This is a genomic window from Amycolatopsis sp. cmx-4-83 (genome assembly GCF_046548815.1).
Lineage (GTDB): Bacteria > Actinomycetota > Actinomycetes > Mycobacteriales > Pseudonocardiaceae > Amycolatopsis > Amycolatopsis pretoriensis_A.
In genome coordinates, this window is record NZ_JAEBEF010000014.1 from 54383 (window position 1) to 72127 (window position 17745).

General features: G+C 75.0%; 1 protein-coding gene. It reads right to left on the bottom strand.

Annotated features, from left to right (window positions below; genetic code table 11):
• Window positions 1-129: 129 nt before the first annotated feature.
• Window positions 130-17730: a non-ribosomal peptide synthase/polyketide synthase gene (locus ACLJQM_RS37710; RefSeq protein ID WP_410635101.1), complete on the bottom strand. Its 17601-nt coding sequence runs from the start codon at window positions 17728-17730 to the stop codon at window positions 130-132.
• Between the last annotated feature and the right edge of the window lie 15 nt (window positions 17731-17745).

The following is a 17745-nucleotide window of genomic DNA, read 5'->3' on the forward strand; positions in this document are numbered from 1 at the left end:
TCGCCCAGAATGAGTTCGGGGAACGGCTGCCGGCGACCGGCGGTGCAGGCTCGTGAGTGAGAAACAGGGTTAGAACACTGTTTCTCACTCACGAGCGGCTGCGGGTACTCGCGGGTCATGGGGACGTCCTCACGCTTCCTGGTCGGAGGCGAGGCTTTCGAGCTCGCCCAGGATGAGTTCCTCGACGGTGCCGGCGAGCCCGGTGACCGTGCGTGCGGTGAGCACGTCGGCCGGGGTTACCCGGACCGCGAACAGTGCGCTCGCCTTGGCCGCGATGTGCAGGCTCTTCAGCGAATCGCCGCCGAGGGCGAAGAAGCTGTCTTCGGCGCCGACGCGGGCCGTGCCGAGAACCTCGGCCCAGATCGCCGCGAGGGCGCGTTCGGTGTCGGTCGCCGGCTCGACGTGCCCGGTCGCGGCGGCCGCCGGTGCCGGCAGTGCCCGCCGGTCGAGCTTGCCGTTGGCGCTCACCGGGATGCGGTCCAGTGCGACGAACGCCGAGGGCACCAGGTAGTCCGGCAGCACGCCGGTCAGGAACTCGCGCAACACCGAAGCTTCGGCGTCCGAAACCACGTACGCCACGAGCTGCTTGACGCCCGGCTGGTCCTCGCGGACGACGACCGCCGCCTGCGTCACCGCCGGGTGCCGGGCCAGCACCGCCTCGACCTCGCCGGGTTCGACGCGGAAGCCGCGCAGCTTGACCTGGTCGTCGGCGCGGCCGAGGAACTCCAGCGTGCCCACCGCCGTCCAGCGGACGACGTCCCCCGTGCGGTACATGCGTTCCCCGGGCGGACCGGCCGGGTCGGCGACGAACCGGTCGGCGGTCAGCCCGGGCCGGCCGCGGTAGCCGCGGGCCAGGCCCGCGCCCGCGAGGTACAGCTCCCCCGGGACGCCCGGCGGCACCGGGCACAGCGAGCGGTCCAGCACGTACGCGCGCATCCCGCCGAGCGGGCTGCCGATCGGGATCCGGTCCGGGACCACGTCGGCCATCGGGTGCGCGGTGGCGAACGTCGTCGTCTCGGTCGGGCCGTAGCCGTCGACGACCCGCAGCCCCGGGCACGCGGCCAGGACCCGGCGCACCGCGGCGGCGGGCACGACGTCGCCGCCCGTCCAGATCTCGCGCAGCCCCGCGAAGCAGTCCGGGGTTTCCTGCGCCAGCACGCGGAACAGGCCCGCGGTCAGCCACATCGCGGTCAGCCGGTGCTCGCGGATCAGCGCCCGCAACGCCACTTCGTCGACGCCGTCACCGGGCGCGGCGACGACCGTGCCGCCGGTCAGCAGCGGCACCCACAGCTCGTACGTCGTCGCGTCGAACGCCAGCGGCGAGTGCAGCAGGACCCGCTCGTGCGCGCCGCCGCGGAACCGCTCGTCCGCGGCCAGCGCGGCGACGTCGCGGTGGCGCACCGCGACACCCTTCGGCGTACCGGTCGAGCCGGAGGTGTACATGACGTACGCGATCTGCTCCGGGTCGACGGCGACCACCGGGTCGGTGTCCGGCTCGTCGTCCACCGACGACAGCAGGATCGTGTTCGCGTGCGGGTACTCGTCCTCCGCGACGACGAACCGGACGCCGTCCAGCAGCAGCCGCTGCCGGTCCAGGGGCGCGCGCGTGTCGAGCGGGAGGTAGGCCCCGCCCGCCTTGACCACCGCGAGCTCGGCGACCACCGCGCCGGCCCGCCCGACGGCGAGGCCGACCGGCTCCTCCGGCCGCAGCCCGAGCCCGACCAGCCGGTTGGCCAGCCGGTTCGCGCGCCGGTTCAGCTCGGCGTAGCTGATCGCGAAGCCGTCGAGGACGGCCGCGACCGCGTCCGGCCGGGTGCGGACCTGCTCGGCAAACAGCTCCGGCAGCGAGCGGGACGGCGGCTCCGCGCCGGTCGTCGTCCACTCGCGCAGCAGCCGGTCCTCGGCCGGGGAGAGCATCCGGACCGCGCCGACCGGGCGGTCGCCGTCGGCGGTCAGCTCCCGCAGCAGCGTCAGCAGGTGCCCGGCGAGCCGGGTGGCCGTGGCGGCGTCGAACAGCGCCGGGTCGTACCCGAAGTCGACCGCCAGCTCGCGGCCCGGCGAAGCGACGACGGTGAGCGGGAAGTTGGTCGTCTCCCGCGCCGACAGGTCGCGCACGGTCAGCCCGTGTCCGGCTTCGGCGGCGGTGATCGGGTAGTTCTCGAACACCACCAGGCTTTCGCACAGGTTCACCCCGCCCGGCAGCCCGGTCCAGGCCTGGACCTTGGCCAGCGGGAGGTGGCCGTGGCGGCGGGCCTCGGCCTGCGCGGCCTGCAGGGCGGCCAGCCACCCGGCCACCGCGGCACCGCGGTCGACGGCGACCCGGACCGGCAGCGTGTTGATGAAGATGCCGGTGATCTTGTCCACTCCCGCGATCTCGGCCGGGCGGCCGGACGCGGTCGCGCCGAACACGACGTCGTCGTGCCCGCTGTAGGCCGCCAGCAGCAGTGCCCACGCGCCCTGCAGCACGACGTTGTGGGTGAGGCCGTGCCGTTTGACGAACGCGTCGAGCCGCGCGGTCTCGGCTTCGGCCAGGTGCACCGGCAGCCACTCGGAGGAGCAGGGAACACTCCCCGACGCCCGGTCGCCCGGGATCGGCGTGGGGCCTTCGACCCCGGCGAGCGCCGCGCGCCAGAAGCGTTCGGCTTCCGCCTGGTCGTGCCCGGCCAGCCAGGCCAGGTAGTCCCGGAACGGCGGCCGGGTCGGCAGCGGCTGCCCGGCGTAGGCGGTGCAGACGTCCGAAAGCACCTGGAAGACGCTCCAGCCGTCGAGCAGCACGTGGTGGAACGTCCACAGCACCTGGACTTCCGTCGCCGACACCCGGGCGAGCGTGACCCGCATCAGTGGCGCGACGGCGAGGTCGAGCCCCCGCGCGCGGTCCTCGGCGAGCAGCCGCGGCAGTTCCGCGGCCGCGTCGAGGCCGGTCCAGTCGAGCCGGCGGACCGGCAGCCGCACCCCGTTCCGCACGATCTGCAGCGGCTCCTCGACGCCGGCCCAGACGAAGGCCGTGCGCAGGACCGGGGTGCGGTCGACGACCCGCTGCCACGCCTCGGCGAGCCGGTCCGGGTCGGTGACGCCATCGAGCACGAACGTCGCCTGCTCGACGTACATGCCTTGCTCGGTCTGGGAAAGGCCGTGGAAGACCATCCCGCCCTGCATCGGGGTGAGCGGGTAGACGTCCTCGACCGCCCGGCCGTCGCCGGCCAGCTCGTCCACTCCTGCCTGGTCGAGCGCGGCGAGCGGGAAGTCCGACGGCGTGCGGCCGCCGGCGGCCGGCTCGGCGCAGTGGGCGATGATCTCCCGCAACGCGGCCAGCATCCGGTCGGCCAGCGCCTCGACCGTCTCGCGGTGGTGCAGGCCGGTGGCGTGCGACCAGGTCAGCTCCAGCGTCCCGCCGGTGACCCGGCCGACCACGTCGAGCGCGTGGGTCCGGGGCGCGTCGGGATCGACGTCGGCGTCGAGCGCGCCGGTCCGGAACGAGCCTTCCGTGGTGTCGTCGAAGCGGCCGAGGTAGTTGAAGCTCACCAGGGGATCGATGTCCGGGGCGGTGCCGGTCAGGTACCGCAGAGCGCCGTAGCCGATCCCCCGCCGCGGCACCGCGCGCAGCTGCTCCTTCACCGCCTTGAGCGCCTCGCCCCAGTCTTCGGGGACGTCGAGGGCGATCGGGAACATCGTGGTGAACCAGCCGACCGTCCGCGAAAGATCGACGTCGTCGAACAGTTCTTCGCGGCCGTGGCCTTCGAGGTCGATCACCGGCGCGTGGCCGGTCCAGTCGTGCAGCACGCGGCCCAGCGCGGCCAGCAGGACGTCGTTGACCTGCGTGTGGTAGACGTCGGGAACGTCCCGCAGCAGCGCGCGCGTCTCGTCGCCGGTGAGCCGGACGGTCATCTCGGCGGTCCCGTCGATCGTGGCCGGCCCGTCGCCGTCGATGGGCAGCGGCGGCACCGGCGGGAGCGCCTGCCAGTGGTCCAGCTCGTCGTCGAACCCGCCGGCCGCGGCGTGCCCGGCCAGCCGCCGGGCCCAGTCGAGGTACGACGTCGTCTTCGGCCCGAGTTCGCCGCCGCGGTAGGCGGTTTCGAGGTCCTCCAGGAGGATCCGCCACGACACGCCGTCGACGACGAGGTGGTGCACGGCCAGCAGCACCCGCCGCCCGTCGAGCACCGCGGCCAGCAGCGGCCCGTGCCCGGCGTCGAAATCGACGTCGTCGGTGAGCAAGCGCGCCGGCCAGACCGGTTCGCCGTGCTGGACGCGTCCGCGTGGGGTCTGCTCGAACCGCAGGCGGAGGGCGTCGTGGTGGGCCCAGACCGCGTCGAGGGCCCGGCGCAACGCGGGCACGTCGACGTCTTCGGCGAACTCCAGTACCACGCGCTGGTCGAACCGGGCCGGCTGGGTGGCGAAGTACCAGCGCTGGATCGGGGTGAGCGGGGCCGTGCCGGTGACCGGGCCCTGCTCGGCGCGCGGCCCGGCTTCACCGCCGGAGTGCGCGGCCAGCGCGGCCAGCGTCGGGTGCCGGAAGACGTCGTGCGGCAGCAGGGTCAGCCCGGCCCGGCGGGCCCGCGACACGACCTGGATGCTGAGGATCGAGTCGCCGCCGAGTGCGAAGAAGTTCGCGTCGGCGCCGAGGTCGCCGGTGCCGAGGACGTCGGCCCAGATCGCGGCCAGCGTCCGCTCGGCTTCGGTGGTGAGGGCGGTGCGCGCGCCGGCCGCGCCGAACTCCGGTGCGGGCAGGGCCCGCCGGTCGAGCTTCCCGTTGACGGTCAACGGGAAGCGCTCGAGCCGGACGAACGCGGCGGGCACCATGTAGTCGGGCAGCGTCCGGCCGAGGAACGCGGCGAGGTCGTCCGCTTCCCCGGTGTAGTACGCGACGAGCCGCTTGATCCCGTGGTCCTCCCGGGCCAGCACGGCGGCCTGGCCGACGCCCGGGTGGGCGGCCAGCGCGGCCTCGATCTCGCCGGGTTCGATCCGGAACCCGCGGACCTTGACCTGCTCGTCGGCGCGGCCGGTGTACTCCAGTTCGCCGCGGGCGTTCCAGCGGACGAGGTCGCCGGTCCGGTACATCCGCTCCCCCGGCGGTCCGAACGGGTCGGGCCGGAACCGGTCGGCGGTCAGGCCGGGATCGCCGAAGTACCCGCGAGCCAGGCCCGCGCCGGCCAGGTGCAGCTCGCCGGGCGCGCCCGGCGGCACCGGCCGCAGGTCCGCGTCGAGGACGTAGGCCCGCATGTTGTCCAACGGCTTCCCGATCGGGACGGCTTCGGGCACCGCGCCCGGCATCGGGTGCGACGTCGCGAACGTCGTCGTCTCGGTCGGGCCGTAGCCGTCGACGACGGCGGTCTCCGGGCAGGCTTCCCGCACCCGGCGGACCGTGGCGGCGGGGACGGCGTCGCCCCCGGCCCAGACTTCGCGCATCCCGCGGAAGGTGTCCGGGGCTTCCTGGGCCAGCAGCCGGAACAGGCCCGCGGTGAAGAACGCGCCGTGCACGCGGTGCTCGGCGATGATCCGCCGGTAGGTCTCGACGTCGAGGTCGCCCGGCGGGGCGACGACGACCGTGCCGCCGGACAGCAGCGGCACCCAGAGTTCGTACGTCGAGGCGTCGAACGCCGGGGACGCGTGCAGCAGCACCCGCTCGTGCGCGGCGAACCGCCGGTCGAAGGCCAGCGCCACGACGTCCCGCTGGCGCACGGCCACGCCCTTCGGCCTGCCCGTCGAGCCCGAGGTGTACATGACGTAGGCGAGGTTCTCCGGAACGGCCTGCCGCGGCGAGGCTTCCGCGCGCGGACCGCCGGGCACCACCAGGTGTCCACTGTGGACTTCGGTGGCGGCCGCCGAGCGGTTCTCGTCGGTGACGAGGATCGGCACGCCGGTCAGCAGCGTCTTCAGCCGCGGGGCCGGCGCCCGGGTGTCGAGCGGCAGGTACGCCGCCCCGGCCAGGACGGTGGCGAGTTCGGCGACGACCAGGTCCGGCGAGCGGTCCAGCAGCACGCCGACGACCGTCTCGGGCCCGGCGCCGAGGGACGCCAGGCGCCGGGCCAGCCGACCGGCGCGCTCGGCCAGCTCCGCGTAGCTGATCTCGACGTCGTCGCCGGCGAGCGCGACGGCGTCCGGGGTCCGGGCCACCTGCGCGGCGAACAGCTCGGCCAGCGTGCCGTCCGGCACCGGGTGGGCGGTGTCGTTCCAGGCGACGAGCACCTGGTGGCGATCCGCCGCGGTCAGCAGGTCGATGCCGTCGAGCGGGCGGCGCAGGTCCTCGGCGAAGGCGTCGAGGACGCCGGTGAGCTGCCGGGCGATCCGCTCGGCCGTCGCGGTGTCGAAGAGGTCCGGGTCGTAGCCGACGTCGAGGGTGATCCGCTCCCCCGGCGAGGCGACGACGCTCAGCGGGTAGTTGGTCGCCTCGGCGGCGTCGACGTCGCGCAGCCGCAGCCCCTGTGCCGCGCCCGCGGCCGCGTCGACCGGGTAGTTCTCGAAGACGACGAGGCTGTCGAAGAGGCTCCCCGTGGTCCCGCTCCACGCCTGCAGCTTCGTCAGCGGCAGGTGCCCGAACCGGCGGGCCTCGACCTGCCGGGCCTGCAGCGCGGCGAGCCAGTCCGCGACCGGCGCGCGGTCCGCGGTGACCCGCACCGGCAGGGTGTTGATGAAGATGCCGGTGATCTCGTCGGCGCCGGCCAGGTCGACCGGGCGGCCGGACACGGTGGTGCCGAAGCAGACGTCGCGTTCGCCGCTCAGCCGGGACAGCAGCAGCGCCCACGCGCCCTGCAGGACGGTGTTCATCGTCAGGCCCGCGCGGCGGGCGGCGTCCTGCAGCCGGGCCGAGCTTTCCACCGGCACGCGCAGCCACTGCGACGAGCGGGTCGCGTGGGCGTGGGCCGGCGCCCGGTCGAACGGCAGCCGGGCGGGCGCGGCGAGGTCGCCGAGTTCACCGCGCCAGTACCGTTCCGCCTCGGCGTCGTCCTGGCGGGCGAGCCAGCCGACGTAGTCGCGGAACGGCGGCCGCTCGGGCAGCTCGCCACCGGCGTAGGCGGCGAAGACGTCCGACAGCACGCCGAAGACGCTCCAGCCGTCGAGCAGCACGTGGTGGAACGTCCACAGGACGCGGACTTCGGTGTCGGAGAGCCGCACGAGGGTCAGCCGCTGCAGCGGGCTCGCGGTGAGCTCCAGGCCTTCGGCGCGGTCGGCGGCGACGACGTCCTGCCAGGCCTGGTCCTGCTCGGCACCCCGCCGGTCGAGGTGGGTGACGGGGACGGTGACCTGCCGCTGCACGACCTGCACCGGCTCCGGGACGCCTTCCCAGACGATCCGCGTGCGCAGTACCGGCGTCCGGTCGACGACCCGCTGCCACGCCCGGGCGAGCGCGCCGGGATCGGTGACGCCTTCGAGGACGAACGCGACCTGCTGGAAGTAGACGCGCTCCTCGCGCTGGGCGAGGGCGTGGAAGACCATGCCGCCCTGCATCGGGGTGAGCGGGTAGAGGTCCTCGACCGCGCGCCCGTCCCCGACCAGTTCATCCACAGTGGACTGATCGAGCCGCAGCAAGGGGAAGTCGGACGGCGTCCGGCCGCCCGCGTCCGGCTGCGCGCAGTGCCGGACGATTTCGCCCAGCGCCGAGGCCATCCCGGCCGCGAGCCGCTCCACAGTGGACTCCCGGTGCACGCCTTCGGCGTAGTACCAGGTCAGTTCCAGCTCGCCGTTTTCGACGCGGCCGACGACGTCGAGCAGGTGCGCCCGTGCCGAGCGCGGGCTCTCGTCGGACTCCAGCCGGCCGGAGCCGAACTGACCGAGGTAGTTGAAGCTGACCTGCGGGTCGATCGCCGGGACCGTCCCGCTCAGGTACCGCAGGGCGCCGTAGCCGACGCCGCGGCGCGGCACCGCGCGAAGCTGCTCCTTCACCGACTTGAGCGCGGTGCCCCAGTCGTCGGGGACGTCCAGCGCGACGGGGAAGACGCTGGTGAACCAGCCGACCGTCCGCGACAGGTCGACGCCGTCGAAGACGTCCTCGCGGCCGTGGCCTTCCAGGTCGACGACGGGTACCCCGCCGGTCCAGTCGCGCAGCACCCGGCCGAGCGCGGTCAGCAGGACGTCGTTGACCTGCGTGCGGTAGGCCGCGGGCACCTCGCGCAGCAGTGCTCCGGTCTCCGCGGCGGAGAGCCGGACGGTGACCGAGCGCATCGAGGCGACGGTGTTCGGCCCGGCGCCGTCGACCGGGACCGAGGTCTCCCCGGTCAGGCCGCGCCAGTGGCCGAGTTCGTCGTCGAACCCGCCGGCCGCCGCGTGCTCGGTGAGCCGGGTGGCCCACTCACGGAACGACGTCGTGCGCGGCCCGAGGTCGATCGGCTCGCCGGTCAGCGCCTGGGCGTAGCCGCGGTCGAAGTCCTCGGCGAGCACGCGCCACGAAACGCCGTCGACGACGAGGTGGTGCACGGCGAGGCGGACTTCGCTCGCGGAAACGTCGAGGCGCACCAACGGGGTCTCGGCGCCGACCGGGCCGTTCTCCTGCTGCTCGCCGGTGAACCGCATCCGCAGGGCGTCGTGGTGCTCCAGCAGCGCCTCGACGGCCTGGCGGGCCGCGGCGACGTCGACCTGGTCCGGGCCGAGGCGGACGAACTGGTGGAAGTGCGCCGGCTCGGCGGTCTGGGTCGCGAAGAACCAGCGCTGGATCGGGGTGAGCGGGACCGGGCCGCTGACCGGGCCGCGGTCGGCGACCTCCTCCGCGGCGCGGGCGGCCACCGCGAGCGCGGCCGGGGTGCGGTGGGTGAACAGGTCGCCGGGCAGCAGTTCCAGCCCGGCGCGCCGGGCGCGGGACACCACCTGGATGCTCAGGATCGAGTCGCCGCCCAGCTCGAAGAAGTCGTCGGTGACCCCGACGCGTTCGACGCCGAGCACCTCGGCCCAGATCGCGGTCAGCTCCCGTTCCCGGTCGGTGCGCGGCGCGACGTGGTCGTGGCCGCCGAAGTCCGGCGCGGGCAGGGCCTGGCGGTCGAGCTTGCCGTTGACGTTCACCGGGAAGCGGTCGAGGCGGACGAACGCGGCGGGGACCATGTAGTCCGGCAGCGTCCGGCCGAGGAACTCGCCCAGGCCCTCGGTCTCGCCGACGACGTAGGCGACCAGCCGCTTGACGCCGCCGTCCGCGCGGGCCAGCACCGCGGCCTGCACGACGGCCGGGTGCTCGCCCAGCGCGGCTTCGATCTCGCTCGGCTCGACGCGGAAGCCGCGCACCTTGACCTGCTCGTCGACGCGGCCGACGAACTCGAGCGCGCCCTCGTCGTCCCAGCGCACGAGGTCGCCGGTCCGGTACATCCGCTCCCCCGGCGGCCCGAACGGGTCCGCGACGAACCGCTCGGCGCTCAGGCCGGGGCGCCCGAGGTAGCCACGGGCCAGCCCGGCGCCGGCGATGTGCAGCTCGCCGGGCGCACCCGGCGGGACGAGCCGGAGCTCGCCGTCGAGGACGTAGACGCGCGTGTTGTCCAGCGGCGCGCCGATCGGCACGACGTCCGGGACCTCGCCGGGCAGCGGGTGCACGGTCGCGAACGTCGTGGTCTCGGTGGGCCCGTAGACGTCGGCGACGAGCGTGTCCGGGCAGGCCGCCTGGACGCGGCGCAGGGCGACCGCGGGCACGGCGTCCCCGCCGGTCCACACCTCGCGGACGCCGGCGAAGACCTCCGGCGCCTCCTGGGCGACCAGCCGGAACAGGCCGGTGGTGAGGAACGCGCCGGTCACGCCGTGGGTCGTGAGCACCCGGCCGAGCGTGTGCACGTCGAGGTCGCCGGGCGGGGCGAGCACGACAGTGCCGCCGTTGAGCAGCGGCACCCACAGCTCGTAGGTGGCGGCGTCGAACGCCTGCTGGGAGTGCAGCAGCACGCGGTCGTGCGCGGCGAAGCGCCGGTCGGCCGCCAGCGCGGCGACGTCGCGGTGGCGCGCGGCCACGCCCTTCGGCGTCCCGGTCGAGCCCGAGGTGTAGATGACGTACGCGAGCTGGTCGCGGTGGGTCGGGACGGCCGGCGGGGTCGCCGGGGCGTCGCCGGAGCCGGTGACGATCACTCCACTGTGGACGTCTTCGGCCGTGGCCAGCCACTTCTCGTCGGCCACCAGGACGTCCGCACCGGCCTCGCGCAGCAGCAGCCGCATCCGCTCGGCCGGGGCCCGCAGGTCCAGCGGGAGGTAGGCGCCGCCGGCCTTCACGATCGCCAGCTCCGCGGCGACGAGGGCGGGCGAGCGGTCCATCAGCACCGCGACCCGGTCTTCCGGCCGGACGCCGAGCTCGAGCAGCCGGTGGGCCAGGCGGTTCGACCGCGCGTCCAGCTCGGCGTAGGTGACGGACTCGTCGTCGGTGACCAGCGCGACCGCGCCGGGGTCCCGCCGGACGGCGGCGGCGAACAGCTCGGGCAGCGTGTCTTCCGGGATCGGGCACGCCGTCGCGTTGCGGTCTTTCAGCAGCTCCCGGGTCTCGGCGGCCGACAGCATCGGGATCCGGGTCACCGGCTCGTACGGGGCGGCGGCGAACCCGCGGACCAGCGCGGCGAGGTGGTGCGCCAGCCGCCCGGCGAGCGCGGGGCCGATCAGGTCCGGGTCGTGGTTCAGCACCAGCGACAGCCGGCGGCCCGGGTAGGCGACGACGCCGAGCGGGTAGTTGGTGCGCTCGGCCGCCCGCACGTCCCGCAGCCCGGGTACCTCGGCGGCGGGGTAGTTCTCGAAGACGACGATGCTGTCGAAGAGGCTCTGCCCGGAGCTTTCGCCGAGGGCCTGCAGCCGGGTCAGCCCGAGGTGGCCGAACCGGCGCGCCTCGGCCTGGTTCGCCTGCAGCTCGCGCAGCCAGTCCGCGACCCCGCGGTCGCGGTCGAGGCGCACCCGCACCGGCAGCGTGTTGATGAACAGGCCGGGGATGTCGTCCGCGCCGGGCAGTTCGGCCGGGCGGCCGGACACCGTGGCGCCGAAGCACACCTCGGCCTCGCCGCTGTAGCGGGCCAGCAGCGCCGCCCAGGCACCCTGCACGACGGTGTTGACCGTCAGGTGGTGCCGCCGCGCGAACGCCTGGACCGCGGCCGAAGCCTCGTCGTCGAGCTCGACCGGGACACGGCCGGTGGAGCTGGCCGTGTGCGCGCGGGTGGCGGTCCGGCCGCCCGGCAGGGGCGTCGGCGCCACGCCGGCGAGTTCGGCGCGCCAGTGCGCTTCGGCGCGCTCGTCGTCCTGCGCGGCGAGCCAGGCGGCGTAGTCGCGGAACGGCCGCCGCGCGGGCGGCTCCGCACCGCGCAGCACGGCGAGGACGTCGGACAGGACGCCGAAGACGCTCCAGCCGTCGAGCAGCACGTGGTGGAAGGTCCACACGACCCGCACCGAGGTGGCCGAGTCCTTCGCGATGACCAGCCGCATGAGCGGCGCCCGCGTCAGGTCGAGCCCGTCGGCGAGGTCGCCGGCCAGCAGCCGCCGCAGCTCCGCGTCGGCGTCCACTGTGGACCAGTCCGGGTAGGACACCGGGACTTCCGCGCTCCGCTGGACGATCTGCAGCGGCTGCGGTACGCCCTCCCAGACGATCCGGCTGCGCAGCACCGGCGTCCGGTCGACGACCCGCTGCCAGGCCTCGCCGAGCCGCCGTGGGTCGGACACGTCGTCGAGGGTGAAGGAGATCTGTTCGAAGTAGTTGCGGTCGCCGCGGCGGGCCAGGCCGTGGAAGACCATCCCGGCCTGCATCGGGGTCAGCGGGTAGGCGTCCTCGACGCCGTCGCCCAGCGCGTCCACCCCGGCCTGGTCGAGCCCGGCGAGCGGGAAGTCCGACGGCGTGCGGCCGCCCGCGCCCGGCTCGGCGCAGTGCCGGATGATCGCGCGCAAGGCGTCGAGGAAGCTCTCGGCGAGCCGCGCGACGGTGGCCTCGTCGTGCACGTTTTCCGCGTAGTGCCAGGTGAACCCGAGGGTGTCGCCGTCGGCCTGGCCGACCACGTCGAGCAGGTGCGGGCGGCGGTCGGCGAGGTCGGCGTCCAGAGACACGTCGCCGGGCGGACCCGCGTAGAAGTCGTCGGGGAGGTCGAACCGGCCGAGGTAGTTGAAGCTCACCTGCGGGTCGACGGCCGGGGCGGTGGCGGTGAGGTACCGCAGCGCGCCGTAGCCGATCCCCCGCCGGGGAACCGCGCGCAGCTGCTCCTTCACCGACTTCAGCGCCTCGCCCCAGTCCTCGGGGACGTCGAGGGCGACCGGGAACATGCTGGTGAACCAGCCGACCGTCCGCGAAAGATCGACGCCGTCGAACAGCTCTTCGCGGCCGTGGCCTTCGAGGTCGATCACCGGCACCTCGCCGGTCCAGTCCCGCAGGACCCGGCCCAGCGCGGCCAGCAGGACGTCGTTGACCTGTGTGCGGTAGACGTCCGGGACCTGCCGCAGCAAGGCCCGCGTCTCCTCGGCCGACAGCCGGACGGTGACCGCGCGCTCCTGGGCGACGCTGTTGGGCCCGGTGCCGTCGACCGGCAGCGGGGTGACGGCGGGCAAGGCCCGCCAGTGGTCCAGTTCGTCGTCGAAGCCCCCGGCGTCGGCGTGCGCGGCCAGCCGGGCGGCCCACTCCTGGACCGAGGTGGTGCGCGGCCCGAGGTCCTCGCCGCGGTAAGCGGTTTCGAGGTCCTCCAGGAGGATCCGCCACGAGACCCCGTCGACGACGAGGTGGTGGGCGGCCAGGTGCAGCACACGGCCCGACAGCGACCAGCGCAGCAGCGAACGCCCCTCGCCGGCGGCGTCGTTGTGCAGCCGCCACGTGCCGCCGTCCCGGGTGAACCGGGTCCGCAGGGCGTCGTGGTGCTCCGCCAGCGCGGCCATCGCCGCGGTGAGCGCCGCCACGTCGACGTCCTCGGTCAGCTCGACCGCGATCGCCTGGTCGAACCGCTCCGGCACCCGCGCGGTCTCGAAGAACCAGCGCTGGATCGGGGTCGGGACGACGGCGCCGGACACCGGCCCGCGCACCGGGGCCGCCCCGGCCTCGGTGACCACCGCGGCCAGTGCCGCGATCGTCTGGTGCCGGAACAGGTCGGCGGTGGTCACCGCGAGCCCGGCCCGCCGGGCGCGGGCACTGACCTGGATGCTGAGGATCGAGTCGCCGCCGAGTGCGAAGAAGTTGTCGTCGACGCCGACGCGGTCGACGCCGAGCACCTCCGCCCAGATCCCGGCGAGCACGGCCTCCCGCTCGGTGCGGGGCGCGCGGCCACCGGCCTCGAACGCCGGTTCCGGCAGCGCGCGCCGGTCGACCTTGCCGTTGGCGCTCAAGGGCAATGCGGTCAGCACGACGATGGCCGAGGGCACCAGGTAGTCCGGCAGCGTGCGTCCCAGCGCGCCGCGCAGCGCCTCGGTGTCCACTGTGGTCTCCCCGGCCGGCACGACGTAACCGACCAGCCGCTTGCGGCCGCCGGTGACCCGCACCGCGACGACGGCCTGCGCCACCGCGGGTTCGGCGGCCAGCGCGCGTTCCACCTCGGCCGGTTCGACCCGGAAGCCGCGGATCTTGACCTGGTCGTCGGCGCGGCCGGCGAATTCGAGGGTCCCGTCGGCGCGCCACCGGGCGCGGTCGCCGGTGCGGTACATCCGCTCGCCGGGGATCCCGAACGGGCAGGCGACGAACCGGTCGGCGGTCGCGCCGGGCCGGCCGGCGTACCCGCGGGCGAGGCCGGGCCCGGCGATGCAGAGCTCGCCGAGCGCGCCGCGCGGCACCGGGCGCAGGTGCTCGTCCAGCAGGTACCCGCGCATGCCGTCCAGCGGAGTACCGATCGGCACGGTTTCGGGCACCGCGCCGGTCATCCGGAAGGACGTCGCGAACGTCGTGGTCTCGGTCGGGCCGTACCCGTCGACGACGGCCAGGCCGGGGCAGGCGGCCAGGACGCGGCGCACGGCGTCGGGCGGGACGACGTCCCCGCCGGTCCAGACCTCCCGCAGCCCGATGAAGCAGTCCGGGGCGTCCTCGGCGAACAGGCGGAACAGCCCCGCCGTGAGCCACATCGCGGTGACGCCGTGGGCCGCGGTGAGCGTCCGGACGACGTCGGCGTCGAGGTCACCCGGCGGGGCGACGACGACGGTGCCGCCGGTCAGCAGCGGCACCCAGAGTTCGTAGGTGGACGCGTCGAACGCCAGCGGCGAGTGCACCAGCACGCGCTCGTGGGCGCCACCGGCGAACCGCGGGTCGGCGGCCAGCGCCACGACGTCGGCGTGCCGGACCGCGACCCCCTTGGGCAGGCCGGTCGACCCGGAGGTGTACTCGACGTAGGCCAGGTTCTCGGGATCGATCGCGACGTCGGGAGCGGTCGCCGGCTCGTCCACATCGGACACGGTCAGCGTCTGTCCGTCGTGGACGGTCGTCGCGGTGCCGTGCCACCGCTCGTCGGTGAGCAGGAGATCGGTCCCGTCGAGCAGCAGCCGCAGCCGGTCTTCCGGGGCGCGCAGGTCCAGCGGGAGGTAGGCGCCGCCGGCCTTGAGGATCGCCAGCAGGGCGACGACGAGGTCGGCCGAGCGGTCCATCAGCACGCCGACGCGGTCCTCGGGGCGGACGCCGAGCCCGGCCAGGCGCCCGGCGAGCCGGTCGGCCCGGGCACGCAGTTCGCCGTAGTCCCAGCGGATGTCGCCGCAGCGCACGGCGGGTGCCTCGGGCCGGCTCGCCGCGACGCGGTCGAAGACGTCCGTGACGGTGTCCCCCGGCGGGTCGTCCACCGCGGCCGGGAGCAGGAACCGGCGGTCGTCCGCGGTGAGCAGCGGGAGCGCGCCGATCGCGCGGGCGGGGTCGGCGGCGATGCCTTCGAGGAGCACTTCGAGGCTCGCGGTCAGCCGGGCGATCGTGGCCGCGTCGAAGAGCGCGGTGGCGTACTCCACGGTGACCCGCAGGCCGTCCTCGCGCGGCCAGAACTCGATCACCAGGTCGAACCGGGCGGACGGGCGCGGCAGGTCGTGCTCGCGCACCCGCAGCCCGGCCACCTCGCGCGGTCGGACCAGCGGCGTCTGCAGCACGACCACGGCCTGCACCAGCGGCGTCCGGGACGGGTCGCGGTCGGGCTGGACCTCCTCGACCACGCGGTCGAAGGGGACGTCGCCGTGCGCGAACGCCTCCAGCACGGTCTCCCGGAACGCGGCGAGGAAGTCCGTGAACGGCCGGTCACCGTCCACAGCGGACCGCAGCACGAGGGTGTTGACGAAGAACCCGGTCAGCGCTTCGAGTTCGGGCCGGTCTCGCCCGGCCACGGCGGTGCCGACGGCGATGTCGCGCTGCCCGCCGTAGGCCGCCAGGAGCAGCTGCACGGCCGCGGTCAGCGTCATGAACGGCGTCGCCCCGAGCGGACGGCCGGCTTCGGTGAGGCGGTGCACGAGACCGGCGGGCAGGTCGTGGTGGTGGACGGCGCCCGCGGTGTCGCGCTGCGCGGGGCGTGGGCGGTCGGTCGGCACACCGAGCGGCTCGAGGCCGTCGAGCCGTTCGCGCCAGTACGTGGCCTGGCTGTCCACTTCGGACTGCTGTTGCCAGCGCGTGTAGTCGCCGTAGCCCAGCGGGAGCGGCGGTAGGGTGGCTCCGGCGTACAGGTCGAGCAGTTCGCCGGTCAGGATGCCGATCGACCGGCCGTCGGTCACGATGTGGTGCTGGCACAGCACGAGCAGGTGCTCGCCCGGTCCCTGCGGGTAGAGCACGGCCCGGGTCAGCGGCCCGGTGCGCAGGTCGAACGGGGTGCCCAGCTCGGCCGCGAGGACGTCGTCGTCCGCCGGGGTTCCGGCCAGGCGCAACGGGATCTCGCCGACCGGGGCGATCCGCTGGACGCCTTCGCCGTCGACCGCGTCGAATGTCGTGCGCAGCGACTCGTGGCGGGCGCACAACGCGGCGAGTGCCCCGCGCAGGGCGTCGACGTCGAGCGGGCCGGACAGCGTGAGCCCGACGGCGGTGTTGTACTCGGCGCTGCTGCCGACGAGCTCGTCGAGGAACCACAGGCGCCGCTGGGCCGGGGACAGCGGGAGCACCTCGGCGGGCGGGGTGACCGGGATCGCCGCCTCGTCGGCGCGCGGCGCGTCTTCGATCAGCCGGGCCAGCCCGGCGACGCTCGGCGCGTCGAACACCGCCCGGGCTGAAAGCCTTACGCCGAACGTGCGGCGCAACCGCGACAACGCCTGCACGGCGAGGATCGAGTCGCCACCGATGGCGAAGAAGTCGTCGTCGGCGCCGAGGCCGGGTACGCCCAGCACGCCGGCCAGCACGCGGGCCACCTCGCGTTCGGCCTCGGTCCGCGGTTCGGCGCCGCGCTCGCCCGGGTCCGCGGGCGGCGCGGGCAGCGCCCGGCGGTCGACCTTCCCGTTGCCGCTCAACGGAAGCGCGTCGAGGACGACAAAGACCGACGGCACCATGTAGTCCGGCAGGGCCGCGGCGACGACGTCCCCCAGGTCGCCGAGCACGGCGCCGGGAGCCGCGACGACGTAGCCGACCAGCCGCTTGGCGCCGGGCCGGTCCTCCCGGGCCACGACGACGGCCTCGGCGACACCGGGCGCGGCGGCGAGCACGGTCTCGATCTCGCCGAGTTCGACGCGGAAGCCGCGGACCTTGACCTGGTCGTCGGCGCGGCCGAGGAACTCGAGCTCGCCCTCGGCGTTGTGGCGCACCAGGTCGCCGGTGCGGTACATCCGCTCGCCGGGCGCCCCGGCCGGGTCGGCCACGAACCGGTCCGCGGTCGCACCGGGCCGCGCCCAGTACCCGCGGGCCAGCCCGGCCCCGGCCAGGTGCAGCTCACCGGGTTCGCCGGGCGGGACCGGGTTCAGCGCGGCGTCCAGCACCCGCACGCCGACGTCGTCGAGCGGGCGGCCGATCGGGACCGCGTCGGGCACCCCGTCCGCCGACGGCATCCGGTGGCTGGTGGCGAAAGTCGTGGTTTCGGTGGGACCGTACCCGTCGATGACGGTGAGGCCGGGGCAGGCGCCCAGCACCCGCCGCACGGCCGCGGCCGGGACGACGTCCCCGCCGGTCCAGACCTCCCGCACGCCGCGGAAGCAGTCCGGCGCTTCCTGCGCCACGACCCGGAAGAGCCCGGCCGTCAGCCAGAGCGCCGTGACGGCGTGCCGCTCGATGAGGCCGCGCAGGGTCTCCACGTCCAGTTCGCCGGGCGGGGCGACGACCACCGTGCCGCCGCTCAGCAGCGGTACCCACAGCTCGTACGTCGTCGCGTCGAACGCGGCCGGCGAGTGCAGCAGCACCCGGCGGTGCGCGTCGCCGGCGAACCGGCGGTCCGCGGCGAGCGCCGCCACGTCCCGGTGCCGGACCGCCACGCCCTTCGGCGCGCCGGTCGAGCCCGAGGTGTGCATGAGGTAGGCCAGCCGGTCACCGTCCACATCGGGCAGTTCGCGGTCCCGCTCCGGGAGTTCCTGCCCGGCGACGACCACGGGTCCACCGTGGACGCGGGCGGCGCGCTCGGGTTCGTCGGTCACCAGCACCGAAACCCCGGCCGTGGCGAGCACCAGCCGGAGCCGGTCGTCGGGGGCCCGCAGGTCGAGCGGCACGTAGGCGCCACCGGCCAGGACAACCGCCAGCTCGGCGACGACGAGCTCGGCCGAGCGCCGCAGCAGCAACCCGACCCGGTCCTCCGGGGACAGTCCCAGCCGGAGCAGGTGGGCGGCGAGCCGCTCGGCGCGCTCGGCCAGCTCGGCGTAGGTGAGCCGATCGGCACCGTCCACCGCGACGGCGCCGGGAGTTTCGCGGACCCGGGCGGCGAACAGCTCGGTCAGGACCCCGGTTCTCGCCGGGGTGTCTTGCACGGTCATCGTCGGTCGTACCTT